At 41.3% G+C, this 16,350-nt stretch carries 14 protein-coding genes, 1 tRNA gene and 1 pseudogene; 8 read left to right on the top strand and 8 right to left on the bottom strand.

Features of this window, described 5'->3' with window-relative positions; all coding sequences use genetic code 11:
• Positions 1-255 precede the first annotated feature (255 nt).
• The 4 genes and pseudogenes from glf to ACE1CC_RS15825 all read right to left on the bottom strand — a co-directional run.
• Entirely contained in the window at positions 256-1,479 is a 1,224-nt protein-coding gene (gene glf / locus ACE1CC_RS15840) for a UDP-galactopyranose mutase (protein ID WP_413271397.1), read from the bottom strand.
• A gap of 219 nt (positions 1,480-1,698) precedes the next feature.
• A complete protein-coding gene (locus ACE1CC_RS15835; protein WP_413271396.1) occupies positions 1,699-3,009 on the bottom strand; it encodes a glycosyltransferase family 1 protein in 1,311 nt (436 codons plus the stop codon).
• Between the two features lie 834 nt (positions 3,010-3,843).
• Positions 3,844-5,433, bottom strand: coding sequence for a peptidoglycan-binding protein (locus ACE1CC_RS15830; protein WP_413271395.1), 1,590 nt, complete (start codon positions 5,431-5,433; stop codon positions 3,844-3,846).
• 139 nt (positions 5,434-5,572) lie between these two features.
• Positions 5,573-6,289 (bottom strand): annotated as a pseudogene (locus ACE1CC_RS15825) (MFS transporter); the annotation flags it as partial.
• An 82-nt stretch (positions 6,290-6,371) separates the two neighbouring features.
• Here ACE1CC_RS15825 and ACE1CC_RS15820 point away from each other — a divergent pair.
• Entirely contained in the window at positions 6,372-6,674 is a 303-nt protein-coding gene (locus ACE1CC_RS15820; protein WP_413271393.1) for a hypothetical protein, read from the top strand.
• Between the two features lie 121 nt (positions 6,675-6,795).
• Here the strand turns inward: ACE1CC_RS15820 and ACE1CC_RS15815 are convergent, their stop codons facing one another.
• Positions 6,796-7,416, bottom strand: a complete 621-nt coding sequence (locus tag ACE1CC_RS15815; protein WP_413271392.1) for a molecular chaperone GrpE — start codon at positions 7,414-7,416, stop codon at positions 6,796-6,798.
• 181 nt (positions 7,417-7,597) lie between these two features.
• On the opposite strand from ACE1CC_RS15815, the gene ACE1CC_RS15810 reads away from it, so the two are divergent.
• Together ACE1CC_RS15810 and ACE1CC_RS15805 are read left to right on the top strand one after the other, a co-directional pair.
• The gene (locus ACE1CC_RS15810) at positions 7,598-8,014 is read left to right on the top strand and encodes a hypothetical protein (RefSeq protein ID WP_413271391.1); all 417 of its coding nucleotides are present in this window, start codon (positions 7,598-7,600) and stop codon (positions 8,012-8,014) included.
• Positions 8,015-8,395: 381 nt separating this feature from the next.
• Entirely contained in the window at positions 8,396-9,757 is a 1,362-nt protein-coding gene (locus ACE1CC_RS15805) for a pentapeptide repeat-containing protein (RefSeq protein WP_413271390.1), read from the top strand.
• A gap of 121 nt (positions 9,758-9,878) precedes the next feature.
• Here the strand turns inward: ACE1CC_RS15805 and ACE1CC_RS15800 are convergent, their stop codons facing one another.
• Complete coding sequence (locus ACE1CC_RS15800) at positions 9,879-10,193, bottom strand: 30S ribosomal protein PSRP-3 (RefSeq protein WP_413271430.1); 315 nt, start codon at positions 10,191-10,193, stop codon at positions 9,879-9,881.
• Between the two features lie 87 nt (positions 10,194-10,280).
• Here ACE1CC_RS15800 and ACE1CC_RS15795 point away from each other — a divergent pair, with 87 nt between their 5' ends.
• Positions 10,281-11,117 carry a TIGR01548 family HAD-type hydrolase gene (locus tag ACE1CC_RS15795; RefSeq protein WP_413271389.1) on the top strand — a complete coding sequence of 279 codons (837 nt, stop codon included), beginning with the start codon at positions 10,281-10,283 and terminating at the stop codon, positions 11,115-11,117.
• Between the two features lie 442 nt (positions 11,118-11,559).
• Complete coding sequence (locus ACE1CC_RS15790; protein WP_413271388.1) at positions 11,560-12,480, top strand: calcium-binding protein; 921 nt, start codon at positions 11,560-11,562, stop codon at positions 12,478-12,480.
• Positions 12,481-12,606: 126 nt separating this feature from the next.
• On the opposite strand, the gene ACE1CC_RS15785 is transcribed toward ACE1CC_RS15790, so the two are convergent.
• Both ACE1CC_RS15785 and ruvB read right to left on the bottom strand, forming a co-directional pair.
• The gene (locus ACE1CC_RS15785; protein WP_413271387.1) at positions 12,607-13,485 is read right to left on the bottom strand and encodes a tetratricopeptide repeat protein; all 879 of its coding nucleotides are present in this window, start codon (positions 13,483-13,485) and stop codon (positions 12,607-12,609) included.
• A 257-nt stretch (positions 13,486-13,742) separates the two neighbouring features.
• Positions 13,743-14,831: a Holliday junction branch migration DNA helicase RuvB gene (gene ruvB / locus ACE1CC_RS15780; protein WP_413271386.1), complete on the bottom strand. Its 1,089-nt coding sequence runs from the start codon at positions 14,829-14,831 to the stop codon at positions 13,743-13,745.
• A 70-nt stretch (positions 14,832-14,901) separates the two neighbouring features.
• On the opposite strand from ruvB, the gene hisF reads away from it, so the two are divergent.
• From hisF to ACE1CC_RS15765, 3 genes are all read left to right on the top strand, one after another.
• Positions 14,902-15,669 carry an imidazole glycerol phosphate synthase subunit HisF gene (hisF, locus tag ACE1CC_RS15775; RefSeq protein ID WP_413271385.1) on the top strand — a complete coding sequence of 256 codons (768 nt, stop codon included), beginning with the start codon at positions 14,902-14,904 and terminating at the stop codon, positions 15,667-15,669.
• A 106-nt stretch (positions 15,670-15,775) separates the two neighbouring features.
• Entirely contained in the window at positions 15,776-15,988 is a 213-nt protein-coding gene (locus ACE1CC_RS15770; RefSeq protein WP_413271384.1) for a hypothetical protein, read from the top strand.
• A gap of 64 nt (positions 15,989-16,052) precedes the next feature.
• Positions 16,053-16,125 (top strand) — tRNA-Ala (locus tag ACE1CC_RS15765).
• Positions 16,126-16,350 lie beyond the last annotated feature (225 nt).

Genomic DNA, 16,350 nt, shown 5'->3' with positions numbered 1-16,350 from the left:
TAAACTTTGAATTTCTGGAGAATTATTCCGCAATAATTCCTGATTTAATGCCGCCGTTACCATTAAATACACCTCAATCGTTTGTGGATTTTAGATTTTAGATCTTCGATTTTTTGATGAATCAAGCGTTCGGAGAATCGGCCATCTAAAATTATTGTCTATCCCATGCTTAAGGTGTTAACCAAACTTGGGAAAACAGTATTTATTTCCCAGTCGTAGGGGCAATTCATGAATCGCCCCTACCTCAATTCCCAACTAATGTTTACCGTTACCGTCTGTAGTGACGGACGCGATCGCATTATGTTCCCCAATCATTTCCTTAACAGATCCATTTTGAATGTAATTGTCTGTGCGATCCATTGGTTGCAAAACCAGCGGTTTTTCTGGCTCTTTGGTGCGAATTTCTTTGAAGACCGTCAGCGCTTGAGCTACGCATTGATCCATGTTGTAATACTTGTAAGTTGCCAACCTTCCCACAAAATATACTTCGGGAATAGCATCAGCTAATGCTTTATATTTCTTGTAAAGTTCGGCATTTTCTGGACGTGGTACTGGATAGTAAGGATCTCCTTCAGCTTGGGGGAATTCGTAGACAATGCTAGTTTTAGAATGTTCCTGTCCGGTGAGGTATTTAAATTCAGTGCAACGAGTGTATAAATGTTCGTTGGGATAGTTAACTACGGGCGCTGGTTGATGTACTGGTTTGTTATGGGTTTCGTGTTTGAATTCTAGCGAACGATAAGGTAATTTACCGTAACGATAATCGAAGAAAGCATCAATTGGCCCTGTATAAATCATCTGACGATAGGGGATGACATTTTGGATTTCCCGATAATCAGTATTGAGCATTATTTTGATGTTTGGATGAGATAACATTTTCTCAAACATCGCTGTAAAACCGTGCAATGGCATTGCTTGGTAAGTGTCGGTAAAATAGCGATCGTCCCGATTAGTCCGAGTAGGAACACGCGCTGTCACCGATTTATCTAATTCTGATGGGTCCATATCCCATTGTTTCCGAGTGTAGTTACGGAAAAATTTCTCGTAAAGTTCTCTTCCAACTTTACTTACAACTACATCTTCGCTAGTGCGGATATACTCTTTTTTCTCGGCAACTTTGGCAAAGAATTCTTCTAGTTCAAATGAGGTAAGATTCAATCCGTAAAGTTTGTTAATGGTGTCTAAATTGATGGGAATTGGTACTAGTTGACCATCAACACTAGCACGTACTCGGTGTTCGTAAGAACGCCATTGGGTAAAGTTAGAAAGATACTGAAAAACATCTTTTGAATTAGTATGAAAAATGTGTGGGCCGTATTTGTGGACTAAAATCCCATCTTCATTGTAATGATCGTAAGCATTCCCACCAATATGGTTCCGCTTGTCAACAATTAACACCTTTTTTCCTAACTGACTTGCTAACCTTTCCGCCAAAACGCTGCCAGCGAATCCTGCACCCACGATTAAATAATCAAACATTTCCAATACCTCTCTTTTTGTTTACAAAATTCGCGCAGGAGGTTCCTGTTCCTATTCAGTGAATGAGGAACTAAATGCTACTTCACGACAGGGAATCAAAAACTTGGTTAATCAGTAATCGGCTATGAAGCTGGGCAATAACCGATTACTTAGAGTTTTAAATTAAGGAAATTTGCCCAGTTTAAAAACAGGAAATTCGTCATTCATAATGTTTACTTTTTATTCGGATTGACCAAGAGATGTTAATTGTTTGGTTTTTGTTTGAGAAAGGCGATCGCTCATTGCACTTTCAATCAGCTGCATCATCCTGCGCCATGTAGAATCCCAAGAGTTTTCCGCCAGAAAAGAATCGACTTTTTCTAACCACCCAGATGAGTCAAAATCTTGACTCATTAATTCCTCAGCAGCAGCGACAAAATCTGTTACATTATCGGCAATTTTTACTAAATCATTTTCGCCATAAGGACGGACAACATCGCGGATGGAAGTGGAAATAACTGGCTTACCTGCGGCTAGATATTCCGGTGTTTTAGTCGGACTAATAAAACGAGTTGATTCGTTAAGTGCAAAGGGTAACATTGCTATATCCCAACCGCCAACATATTCGGGTAATTCCTGATAGGATTTGCCACCTAAGTAATGAATATTTGGATAGTTTGGTAAGGTTGTTGGATCTATTTTTACTACAGGTCCGATCATTACTAAATGCCAATCAGGTCGCGCTTGGGCAATTTCGCCTAATAGTTCAATATCCATGCGTTCATCTATTACCCCAAAAAACCCTAAACGGGGATGAGGGATATTAATTTGATCTGCTGGTTCTGCGGTTAAATTTCTGGCTTTGCCAAAGTGATTTTTATCGATGCTGCTGGGGAAAGCGTAGACGTGGGGATGGCGATCGCGTTTAGCTTCATAAAGGCTTTGTCCCCCTGTAAATACCAAATCTCCCAGGCTAAATAGTTCAACTTCTAAAGCTTTCAAAGTGGGACTTGCACCCTTAAAAGCTGATAGCTCATCCATACAATCATAGACAACTAAAAGCGGATTCAAATGGCGAGTAAAACTCAATGCCATTGGTGTGTAATACCAGACAATATACTCTTTAATTTGCTTTTGTTCCAACAAATCATCGAGCATTGTTTTTAAAGTTAAAGTAATCTCTTCTTCACTAATTCCTTCTTTTAAATGCGGTACTACAACCACAACTCCACTCTCGCTAATACTCACATCTAAGCAAGGAGAAGTATCGGCGCTAAAAATAGGTTCTTCAATAAAAAACACAGTTCGCTCTTTGGCGCAGCGACTTAAAAGATGTTGCGGTCGTTGATAAACAAAATTCCATCGTAAATGTGAGAGACAAATTAAAACAAAATTTTCAGTAAGCGAATTTTGCGAATTATTGGGATGTAACTTAGATAATGATGTTTTCATTGACAATGCTGATTTTGTTGTGTTCTCTGAAGAAAATCCTATTTTTCTTGTTTCAAGGTCGCTTACATGAACATCGGTTAATTTTTCATCTTTAGACATATCTACCCTCTAGGTTTAAATTTTATTCTTACTTTTAATACATTCGGCAATTAATAAAAGTAAGAAATGAACATTTACTAAGTTTTAGCAATTTCAGCAAAATTTACGCCTCTTTAACACCCTTAACTTAGCTATAATTAAGGAGTTCATGGAGAACGAAGTAAACATTTGCTATTGTCAGTAAATTTATAAGATATTTTCGCTGTTTGCTTCTTCCATAAGACTGAAATTGCTATTCTCCTGAAATCGATTTTGCTACTTACTTCTTCCATTGGACTGACTCTGTTGGTTATTGCTTAGTTGAAGAGAAATTTGTTATCTTAAACTGTTTACCCATTTTAAATTAACTCAAACAGGGGCATACAAAGGTAAGGAAAGGGTTTGATAATTATAGATTACAAGAAATCTGACAAAAATAACTTTGCAAGAAGGATAAAGGGAAAGGGATGGAATGATTGCTTTAACCTTTCCCCTTTAAGGTTTCCCCTTGAGAGATCGCAAAAGCTAAAAAAAATTGCTATTATTTGATTAGCTGTAACCTTTATCTGTTGAGAGTATCCCATTTAAGTTACTCAACCACAGATACAAAAATTGCACTAACTAATGCGTAACTAGCTAAAAATGCAACTATAGTCAACATTTTATGGCTCCTTATGCGCTCGCGGTAATTGTTTAGATTTACACCTATAGCTTAAGAATTGAGTAATTAATTAGCATCAGCCAAAATGATGGTCTTCTGGCTAACTCTGCGGTAATAAAAATCCTAAAGTAATAGTTAGTTAGAGGTATAACAAATTAATTAGTGTACACTAAAAAATATTATACGATACATTCCTAATCTTGGAAGACCATGATTTGACCTGAATAACAAGCAACCCAAACTTCTCTGTTTTTGGGATCGTAAGTAATACCAATGGGACTAGCACCGACTCTGACTGTTTGTAAAACTTTCATATCTTGGGTGCGAACTTTACTTACGGTATTGTTGCTGTAATTAACTACATAAAGCATTTGACCATCATCTGATAAAACCATGCTGCGAGGTGCTGAACCTGTGTAAACTCTAGAGAGGACTTTAGGTTTTGATAAGTCAATTTTGGCGATTCTCCCTTCACTATTTAAAGAGGCGTAGAGATATCTTCCGGTGCGATCGAGATTTAAATGTCGTGGCGATCGCCCAATATTTCGCAACCAATTAACTGAGTAATTTTCTAAGTCTACTTGAGCAATATCCGAAGAACCCATAACAGCAATGTAGGCTTTTTGAGATCTGCGATCGACAACAATCCCCCTGGGATAAGCGCCAATTTTCACCCGTTTAATTTCCTGATTTTTCTCGGTATCAATAATGCTTAAATCCCAACTACACCAATTACTAACTAACACGAAACGGTTATCAGGAGAAGTGGCGACGAACTTAGGAACTGAACCTACTTGAATTACTTTTTCAATTTGCAAATTTTCGGTGTTGATGCGATACAAGAAACTATTGTCTGTTCCTTGGGAGGGAGAACAGCGATCGCTTCCCGGATTATTAAACCCTGCACCATACATTTGATAATTAGAAACCCAAGCATATTTGCCATCATGGGAAAAACTAACTTCTACAGGTGCGCCGTTGTATTCGCCTGGAAAATTAGCGTAACCAAACTTTGCTAAATTTACGCGATCGGGAATAGTTTTCACTAATTTATGCTCTCGGTTATACACAGTAATTGTGTGGCTGTACATCATATTTTGAGCAAAAAATAACCCATTCCCCGAATGCACAATTGATTTCGGAGTAATTTTGCCAGTAATTGTTTTTTCCAAATACATTGGCGCAGTGCGGGGTTTAGCTGGTGGCGCTTCTTCTACAGGCTTTTTGACTACTTTGACAACTGGTGTCGGGCTGGCTTTTGGTGTAGGTTTAGCAGTGACTTTTGGTGTAGGTTGTGCTTGAGGAGCGGGTGTTTGAGTGGGGATGATTTGTCTATTTTCCAGTTGATGTTTGAGGAGAAAACTGCCCAAAATTAATAAAATCCCGATCGCACCACTGACTAACCATAGCAAGGGAATTTTAAATTTTCGTTCTTTGGGAATTGCGACTGTTTCCGGTGTTATTTGAGGTTCACAAGCAGATAACTCAAATTCCTGAATCCAATTAGCTGGGACTTTGTGAATTTCTTGCCCAATTACTCGCACAGAATCAAACGTTTTACATTGCAGTCCGTTCATTCCATCTCTGACAAAACCAACCCAGAAATTTTGCTCTAATGATTGGTGAGACAGTAATCTTATTTGCAGACAACTACCTTCAGAATTAACTATTGCTGTGATTCCGGCTGTGGATAAAGCTTGATTAATCAAGGTAGCAATAGCTTGGGTATCGCCTTGTTGTGCTTGAATTAAAATGTCTTGCAGACTGACTCCTTGCGGGATCACAATTCACTACCTCACACTAACTTAACAATAACTATCTCCTAATTAGACATTTTCCACAATTCCAAGCGAGATCCCGGACTTCAGTACCGCGAGATCCCCGACTTCTTGGAGAAGTCGGGGATCTGGGGGCATCTGGGGACTAATCAACATCTGAAGATGGTTCTGGATCTTGAACTAAGGGTTGAAAAGCTATTTCTCCTGGATCGGTTGGTACTCTTCGCCACCAAGCTGGCAATAGTAGTAGCCAAAATTTACCCAGAGAAACAGCCCGTTGTTCATGAACAAAAACTAAAGGCAACAAAGCCACCAATCTGAGCATAGCGGAGAGAGCAAAGATCCCTGGTAAACCTCCGATATCGATCGCAGTTGCCAGAAAACTGCCTGTGGTGATTCCCATTGCGCCAGTTACGCCGGGAACTGCTGCGGCGATCGCAAAGTAAATTGATTGATTGCGTAGCGGTGTTACTGACATGAGAAGATTGCCGCTGCATAGATCGATCGCTGCCCAAGTTCCACCCCCTAGCACGAACAACAGCGGAAACCAAATCCAAAGGAAAGTCGAGCTAGTTCCAGATTCTAACCAAAGTAGCGGCGTGAGAGCTACCAAAATTCCAATTACGATCATTATGGGGCGACTTCCTACTCGATCTGCCAGTTTGCCCCAAACCATGAGCATTAGTAGATTAGCACCAGCACCTAAGCTGTTATAGATGGTGACTATGCTGATGTCGATCGCCAAGTTATCCAAGAGAAACAGGTTAAAGAAAGGAGCACTAACGTTAACAGCAAAGCTCCACAGGGCAGAATAAAGCAAAAATCCCAAAAAATTGCCATTTTTCAGGAAACTAAGCACTGCATCCCAGTGCGGCTATAACTTGTGATATATATTGGTTTGGATAAAGCAATTTTGGTTTAGCGATAAGAAAGGCTTAATTAAATTGGCTCTAAATTTTCAGGAAAACCAGTTGGCTAGGTTGAATAAATATATAGAAGCAAAGCACTGGGGCACAGAACAGCAAACAAACGCTTCTTTCTCCAGTTGGCAACTAAAACGATGTGATTATTTGATTGACTGCTTTGTTGGAATCGCCAAGTCGATCGCCCCCTATAACCAAAACTATACCGAAAGACTTAACAGCAGTAAGGTGGGTAATTCCCACCTTATTGTTTTATTTAGTCCAAAAATATCTTCAACAAATTTAGTACTTCCTTTTGATAGATTTTTTGGGATGGAAGATTAGTTAAATGAAAAGTAAGATTTCTGGCTGACTAAAGAAATGGCCAGCAATTCGTTCTTTCACCATTGATAAAGCATTAGCAACGGCCTCAAATTCACTGGCATGAAAATTAAGTTTCATTGATTTAGTCCAATGAATTAACTAAAGTAACTGCATAACTTTTATTTGAGTTAGGAATCTCTGGTAAGTTGCGGCTAACGATCGCAGGGGAAATAATATATTTTAACTTCGGATCTTGATATCCCACAAACCAAATATAAACTAACTCGCCAACGGTAATATCTCGATCGTCGGGTTGATGTAATTGCGGATTATAGGGAACTTGTGCTAAAGGCGATCCGATCGCTTCATATCCCCAATGATCTAAAATTTTATCCAAAGGTTTAAACAAAGGTAAAATATTTTTCGCAGGTAAATCAGGGTGTTCTTGGACAACTTTACAAACAGTAGGATAATTAGTTAACAGAGTTTCCAATTGATAAAAGGTATTATGTTGAAAATCTTCCCTTAATTTTTGGGATTGTTGCTGCAATTTTTGGCGAAGTCGCGCACATTCTTGCCGCAATTGAGCAATTTCTTTTTCTTCATCTGTATTAATTACATAAGCATACTTGATCGGATGCACTTGTTTCTGACTAACTGCATCCTTGGCTGGAGGATGAGAGTAAACTAAGTGGAAAATAACTAAAACGCTGACCAACCAAAGAATACATCCAAACCAAAATAAATTAGGATCTTGGCTCATCTCCCAACACTCCAGCCTTGATTTACCGCCTTAAATGATTGTATTGCTAGAGGGGAGCAACATTCATTCTTTTTAACTTAATTTTAGTTAAGGTAGAAGGCTGTTCGTAGTTAACAATATTTGCCGCACAGATGTTTGTATAATTACTAACCAGAGAATTATAGCTATTCAGCAAAACACCATGCCAAACGCCCGCTTCATTCTGTACCATAAGCACCCCACTAGTGCGCGAGTCCTGTTTTTACGCCTCAATGGTACTGTTTGCCAATTTGATGGCTTACCTCCGGGAACGAAAGTTGCAGAGAGTTCGCTCGAAGGTGTAGTGGCTACAGGTTTGGATGAGGCGATCGCTTATAATGAACAAAAATTAGGTTTAGCTAGTGGTAGCCTGAAAATCGAAACAGAGTTTTGGGCGAAAGTAGATTCACCGGAAGATGCTATTAATGTTTATTTAGCAGAATTTACCGCCACCGATCCCCCACATGAACAAATGGCAGAATTGGAAGGAAAATTTATTGCCCTGGCAGAAGGTCGGAGGTTAGATCCTACAGAATTAGAACTATTGCGACTAGTTTACTCCTTTTTGATGGACGGATAAAAAAGTTGGAGGGTAAGCATGAAAATATTGCTACCCTCCTGAAAAATTTGAGCTTCAAGTCAACCGCCCCACCCACGAGGGGATGGGGCGGTTGACTCTTCTGTCGGTGGTGCTTCCTCCGAAGCTGTTAAGCGATATATTGACTCCCAAAAACGACGCTAATTGTTAAAGGAGGGGGCATCGAACCCCCTCCTTTAACCGTGCTTTCATCCCCACCCACTCTTGGGATGGGGATGAAAGCACGTTCAATAAAAAATAACGCGGAAAACCCTCTGTGTTTAGAGGAAAAAAGCGAATAGTTGGATTTATCCGGCTGGGATATACAGACAAACTCAACGTTGTTATATTGTTAGTTAGCGATCGCTTACTGAACATCAAGATATGAAATCTCAGAAATTGCTCATTGCTGGAGTGCTGGCTTCGAGCTTGGTTGCTCTACCTAGTGTGGCTCAAAATCAAGAAATAGACCGGGAACTCTATCAACTCTGTTCGCAATTTCCCCTTAACTCTCGCTGTGCAGGATTTAAGATTCCCATTCCCCTAGACGCACGCAAGGGAGAGGAAGCTGTTTGCGCCTTCCACACAGGCAAGAAACCTAAAACTGAAAAATGCAAGATTACTACAACCGAGCAAAATCTAACCATTTACATTGAAGAAGGCAAAAAGATCGAGTTTTTGAATGATATCCGGGCAACCGCAGAGATTAAAGTTCCCCTCGATCGAGTTTTTGCCAGCAATTATCAAATCTGGAACAGAATTCATCGCCTCGAATTTGGCTATTTAATTCAATCAGAATCCGAGCCATCTAATCGCACCAATTTTTTGGCAATTCTAGGCAATGAAAAGGTAGCCAACTCTTTAAAAAGTCAGTTAAAGATGCCGCCAATTTCTCCACAAATGCTATCGCTGGCGAAAGTGCGCCGCGAGAAAACAGAATCTAGCTCAGATACATCTGCCCAAGTAAAGCAATTGTTAGAAACAAAAGAATGCGTGCGATGCAATTTGCAAGGCGCGGATCTCAGTTCAGCTAACTTGAAAGGTGCGAATTTGGAAGGAGCAAATTTGCAAGGAGCTAATTTACAAAAGGCGAAATTGGAGAGAGCTTATTTAGTCGGAGCAAACTTGGAAAAGGCAAACTTAACCCAGGCAAACCTTTCTGGAGTAAATCTCGCTCTTAGTTCAGTGTCAGAGGCAATCTTGGAAAAGGCAGACTTGAGCGCAGCGAATCTGCAAGGCGTTTCTCTAGCAAAAGCGAATCTTGCCGGAGCCAAAATCTCGGCTCCGGCAATGTTGCAAAATGCAGACTTGTCGAATGCTAATCTGAAAAACGCCAATTTAGAAGGAGCGATGTTGGTATCAGCTAATCTGGAAGGCGCAGATCTTCAAGGTGCAGATTTGGGTGATACATCGGTAAAGTTGTCGGGTATCCCTGGTAATTACTCCAGTGGAGAAATGGCACTGGATGCCGTCGGTACAGCACTCTCGATTTTGGGTGGAAATTTTGGTGGAATAGCCTCTTTTAATGCCAAAGAGCGTCCGGTTAAGTTTGATACCAATCTGCGGGGAGCCAACCTGAAAAATGCTAATCTCACTGGTGTAGATCTCGAAGATGCTTCCTTGGTTGATGCCAATCTCAGCGGTGCTATCCTCAAAGATGCCAAGCTGGATGGTACAGATTTAACAGGCGCGAATCTGTGTGGGGCAATAATGCCGAACGGTTCGCAGAACAATCAAGGGTGTTAGTGCGATCGTACTCTAAAATTTAAAATCTAAAATTCAATGACACTCTCCCGGTTTAAATCCAGGAAAGTGTCACTAACTTCAGAAATGACCAAAACATTAACTTGTGGCGACTTAGATACAATCAGGCGCTACCAGTAAAGGCAACTTCCGGGAATTTACCTTGCGCTTCTGACATAGGACGACGCTTGCCTTCTTCTTGCCAGTAGTTAATTACTTCTGTAGCCTTATTGAGAAGTTCAACTCGGTCTGTTTCCGAAATCCAGTGCTTGGATTCTAGCTCTTTTTTTAACTCTTCCCAAGCATCATTGCGAGGCCAAAAAAAGTATTTCGTCAAAGGACTTGTACCTTTGCCCACCACCTGATCAACTGCGATCGCTACATCCTTGTCTAACCAGAGAACCTTTAAAATAAACTTCGACAAACCCACCTCCGGGATCAACCCAGACTTTTCGCGTCTTTACAACCTTTCTATAATAACCTAATTGTCTAACCTTTTTTCTTTAAATTTTCGAGGTAAATCAAATTGACAGCATCTAACCTAGACAAGAGTGTAAGTTCGGCATTAGCGATCGTAGTTTTCGATATTGATGGGGTTGTGCGCGATGTGGGCGGTTCCTATCGTCGCGCCCTTGCTGACACCGTAGAACAATACACAGACGGCGCTTATCGTCCCTCCCAAGTAGACATTGATGCCTTAAAATCCGAAGGTGTATGGAACAATGATTGGGAAGCTTCCCAAGAATTAGTTTATCGATATTTTGAAAAACAGGGAAAAACCCGCACAGAAATTGCCTTAGATTACAATACCCTAGTCGCCTTCTTTCAATCTCGTTATCGTGGCCCCAACCCCGAAAATTGGACAGGTTACATTTGCACAGAACCATTACTTTTAGCACCAAACTATTTAGAAAGTTTGACAACAGCGGGAATACCTTGGGGTTTTTTCAGTGGTGCAACCAGAGGTTCCGCAGAATATGTTTTATGTAAACGTTTAGGATTAAAAACTCCCGTTTTAATCGCAATGGAAGACGCACCTGGTAAACCCGATCCTACAGGACTTTTCGCAACTGTGCAATTATTAGAACAACAATTTTCCGCCGATGAAACCACGCCAGTTATTTATGTAGGAGATACGGTTGCTGATATGTACACCGTAGAAAAAGCTAAAGCTTTACAACCGAATCGTTTATGGATCGGCGTAGGAATTTTACCACCTCATGTTTTACAAGAAACCTCTCAACAACTTGATGCTTATACTGCGAATTTAAAACAAGCTGGTGCCAAGACAATTTTGCCAAATGTTCAAGAATTAACTGCTACGAAAATTCAAGAATTAATTTTAGAAGTCAACCCAGCTTAAAGCCTGGGAGATTTGTAGGATTTTAAACTGTTAATCACAACTCAACACAAATTTTTAGCCCCCTCCTCGCGTGCGGGGAGGGGTTGGGTTTTCTATATTCTTCCTTCTCTTCTCTGGTGTGTCCTGTGTGCCTGGAGCGGTTTTACTCACCAAAGCCATCTAAATCGTCACTTCAAACGCTTAACTGGCATGACTCGTAAAACCGGGCGTAATTCATAGCAAAATTGTGCAAAAACAACAAGAATCTGCAAGACATTTAAAGAGAAAATTTGTCAGTGTTGAGTCTAGCTTGCTATAGCATTAGTCCCTACCCTATCTCCAAAGTGGAGGAGGCTACAGGCAACTGCATATATTATTGGCGATCTTTTAGGTTCCCAAATCAGGTGGAAAGATCTGCAAAAACAAGCGTTGAACCTTATACTTTCGTTTGGAGCAATTGATCATGGCTGTTAATCTGATCGAAGGCACTAACAACAATGACGATTTGGTTGGAAATAATACTCCTGTGTGGTCCATAGAAAATGGAGTCTATGTCTTAAAACCAGCAGAGGATTTGATCTATGGCTATGGCGGAGATGACTACATAAGAGGAAGAGGCGGAAATGACGTAATCTATGGTGGCTCTGGTAATGATGAGCTATGGGGAGAGGAGGGCAATGACGACTTATACGGTGAGGCAGGCAATGATTTAATTAGTGGTGGTTCAGGAAATGACCGCTTGTATGGCGGTTCGGGCAACGATTTGTTAAATGGCGGGGATGGAGACGACCTTTTGGAGGGTGGTGACGGCATAGACGATCTACGAGGTGGGAATGGCGTAGATACCCTTCGCGGCGGAGCCAATGACGATGGTGTGAACGGTCAGGCTGGCAATGACATCTTAGCAGGAGATGGGGGCGATGACTTTCTCTCTGGGGGTGAAGGTAATGACTCTCTTAACGGTGGCACTGGTGCTGACATCCTACATGGTAGTGAGGGTACAGATACCTTGATTGGTGGCGATGGCAACGATTGGCTAAGAGGTTCCAGTGCGTCTGCAACCGCAGTTGATACAGGCGAATATGACAGATTAACAGGCGGAGCAGGTAGCGATGATTTTGTCTTGCATGGTAGTCTTGGACCTAATAGTTGGTCTTATTACATAGGGACAGGGTATGCCATTATCACCGATTTCAACACCACTGAAGACCGAATTCGGTTGGCTGGTGATAGTAATAACTATTCCCTGGGATTAATCTACAACAGAATGGGCGAATTCCAGGGAACGCGCATCAACTACCAGGGCGATCAGGTTGCAGTTGTGCAAAATGTCCAGTTACTCAGTTTGTCTGACAATTATTTCGTCTTTCACAGTTTCCTCTGATGGGGTATTTCAGCTGGATTTAGTATCCCACATTGGCATGAAAATCAAATCAGAAAATATGCGAATTTATTCCATAAGTCCTGAAGCAAGGACTTATGGAATCGCTGTGCGGTAGTGGTCATTTAACTATTCCAATTTCAGGAATTTATCCAATGCTACAACTAAAGAAGAGGGCCAACGACGGATGGTTTTCACCCATTCAATATCTTTGTAACGATCGTCCAATCCCACCACAGCCACCCAGTTACTTTCCGCTTCTCCATGTTGTCCTTGTTCCCACAACGCAGCTGTTAAAGCGGCACGCATATCGGGAAATTGAGGATATTTCCGAATCAGATTTCTCATAGTACGAATTGCGACTTCTTTTTGTCCAATTTCATACAATGCTAAGGCATAATTGGCACGAGCAAAGGCAAAATTGGGTTCTAATTCAAAAGCTTTTCGGTAATCTGCGATCGCACTATCCCATTCCCCTAATCCTGCTTCGGCATTCCCTCGGTTATTATAACCCATTGCATCATTTGGCGCGATTTCTAGCAAATGATTATAATCTGCGATCGCTTCTGCAAATTTCCCCAATCCTTCTAATGCTAAACCTCGGTTAAGATAAGGATCGGGCGCAGTTGGCGCAAGTTCCATCGATTTATTGTAAGAAGCGATCGCTTCTTTCAGTTTATTTTGCGCCGCTTTACTATTTCCCAAATTAGACCACAAAGCGGGATTATCTGGAAACATTTCTACTAACTCATTCCAATAAGTTTCTGCTGCTACAAAGTCTCCTTTTTCTGTTGCATCAAAAGCCTTTTGTCCGATTTCATTGGCTTTTTTGTATTTCTCTTCATCGATACTAGGAGAAGGTGCAGTTTCCGGCGTTTCAAGTTTCGGTAATTCGGTTTCATTAATACTAGGAGTTGCTGTCTCCGTTTGCGCCATCACTGGCGAAGCATTAAACCCAGCAAAAAACAAAATTATTACTGTTAGGAGAGTTAGAATTAAGCGAATCATCTCTATATTTTGGTAGTTGGTAGTTGGCTAATATCGCAGTCTTCAATGATTCGAGAAAGAGATTTTTTTGAACCGCGAAGACGCGAAGGACACGAAGAAAGAAGAGAAGAAGATTTTTAAACCACAGAGACGCAGAGGACGCAGAGGGAAGAGAAAGAGGAGAGGTTCATGAGTAAAATTCAAATCTAAAATCTAACATCTAAAATTTCCCAGTCTTGTAGGACAGGCATCTTGCCTGTCATCTCCAGTCCCAAAAATTAATCATAACCTAAATGTTTCCAAGCGGCAGGTGTTACTGTTCTCCCCCGATGTGTTCTTTGCATTAACCCTATTTGCATTAAGTAAGGTTCGTAGACTTCTTCTATAGTTTGGGAGTCTTCTCCTGTTGCAGATGCGATCGTTTCTAATCCTACTGGCCCTCCGTTAAAATTTTCAATCATAGTCTTTAATATGAGGTGGTCTGTCCAATCTAATCCCATTGGATCTACATTAAATAATGTTAGTGCTTGAATGGCAATTTCTTGGGTGATTTCGCCAGAAGCTTTTACTTGACTGTAATCCCTAACTCTTTTTAACAAACGATTGGCAATTCTGGGTGTACCGCGAGCACGCCTCGCTATTTCTGCTGCACCTTCGCCAGTGATGGGAGTTTTCAGGATTTCGGCGGTTCGCAGTACAATTTGACTTAGTTCTTCGGGTTCGTAAAAGCGTAATCTGTGAATTATACCAAAGCGATCGCGCAATGGTGAAGTCAACGAACCAATTCTAGTTGTCGCTCCTACTAATGTAAAGGGTAGCAAAGGTAAACTCCGAGTTTTGGCAGATTGACCTTTTCCGATCGTAATATCAACCCGAAAATCTTCCATCGCCGGATAAAGTAACTCTTCCGCCATCCGCGATAACCGATGAATTTCGTCAATAAACAGGATATCTCCCTGTTTCATGCTCATTAACAACCCCACAATATCACGAGGTCGTTCTAAAGCGGGTGCAGTCGTAATTTTGCAATTAACCTCCATTTCTGCCGCTAAAATTAAGGACATGGTGGTTTTTCCTAAACCCGGAGGGCCATAAAGTAAGAGATGATCTAAAGGTTCACCCCGGTTTTTTGCGGCTTGAATGGCGATCGTCAAGACTTCCTTCAACTCCTTTTGTCCGATATAATCAGCAAGTCGCGGAGGTCTGAGACTTTCTTCCTGCTTTTCCTGTTCGTCAACGGCGGCGGTAGGTTGCAATAAGTTTTCCTCTGGCACTTTCCGAGTCTGGCGCTTGCGGGTTGACTCTTGCCGTTGTTTGGGTTTACGCTCTGGTTCGGTAGGTTGTTGCTGGGAAGAAACGATCGCCATAGTTCAAAATATGGGTAGATTTTCCGCTAGTCTCTTATTATTCACCACTTCGAGGACGTGAGACATTGCCATGTTAGCTAAACGGATCTTACCTTGCTTAGATGTGAAAGCTGGGCGAGTCGTTAAAGGTGTCAATTTTGTAGATCTTAAGGACGCTGGCGATCCGGTAGAATTGGCGCAGGTTTATAATGACGCTGGCGCAGATGAGTTGGTGTTTCTTGATATTACCGCCACTCACGAAGACCGAGGCATTATTATCGATGTGGTGTATCGCACCGCCGAACAGGTGTTCATCCCTTTGACTGTTGGCGGTGGAATTCAATCCTTAGAAACAATTAAACAATTGTTAAGGGCGGGAGCAGACAAAGTTAGCATTAATTCATCTGCGGTAAGAGATCCTGATTTTATTAATCGGGCGAGCGATCGCTTCGGAAATCAGTGTATTGTAGTAGCAATTGATGCTAGACGCAGGACCGATCGTACTAACCCAGGTTGGGATGTTTACGTGCGTGGAGGCCGGGAAAATACTGGTATAGATGCGCTCTGGTGGGCAAAAGAAGTGGAAAAACGCGGCGCAGGAGAATTATTAATTACCAGCATGGATGCAGACGGAACCCAAGCAGGGTATGACTTAGAGCTTACCAGGACAATTGCCGACTCTGTGGAAATTCCTGTCATTGCCTCCGGGGGTGCTGGTAACTGTGGACACATCCATGAAGCTTTAACCCAAGGAAGGGCAGAAGCAGCACTCTTAGCTTCTTTGTTACATTATGGTCAACTTAGCGTTGCAGAAATTAAGAATTACTTAACAAATCATCAAGTGGCTGTTCGGGGGTAAAAATCTCCGAAATCTATATCTTAAGGAAGTTTCCGGTTTTTAACTGGGAATCACTCACCTCTGCTGAGTATATTAAAATAGATGAAGTGTTACGATTCGTAAAAATATGTTGGTTGCTATTTTAATTTTTGATGTGGCTCTGGTAGCTTGGTCACTGCATCTGATGCAGGAAGCATTCGATCAGCAAGAGTTTTCCCTAATGTTGGCAGGTACTTTAGTCGCGCTCTCAGCAGCCGCAATGTTGGTGGTATATTTCCTCATGAACAGTTACATGGGCTATTTATCAGAAATAGCTCAACGTCCTTGTCTACTGTACTAAAAAATTTGTCGCTAAAACCTTGACAAGGAAACCCAAATTAAGGCATTATAGAAAAGCGTCAAACGGGGCTATAGCTCAGTTGGTAGAGTGCTTCAATGGCATTGAAGATGTCAGCGGTTCGAGTCCGCTTAGCTCCATAAAATTTTGTCGATTAACACATTATTTGTCGTCGTTAACAGATTGATGTCGTCATTAACCATTTAATTTAGTTCAGTGCTTTTTAAGTAGGGTTTGCTGAATAAAGGTAAAAAGTAAGATAGGCAAGGGTGAAAGCGCCTTTTTTGCTCAAAACAAGTGCCAGTTTTTCAGACCTTTTGGCGCTTTCATCCTTGCCAATTTCTGCGGAAATTGTAGGGACACGG

The sequence above is a fragment of the Floridaenema aerugineum BLCC-F46 genome (genome assembly GCF_041929345.1).
Lineage (GTDB): Bacteria > Cyanobacteriota > Cyanobacteriia > Cyanobacteriales > Aerosakkonemataceae > Floridanema > Floridanema aerugineum.
The sequence above is the reverse complement of the archived record's forward strand: the minus strand, read 5'-3'. Positions and strand labels throughout refer to the sequence as shown.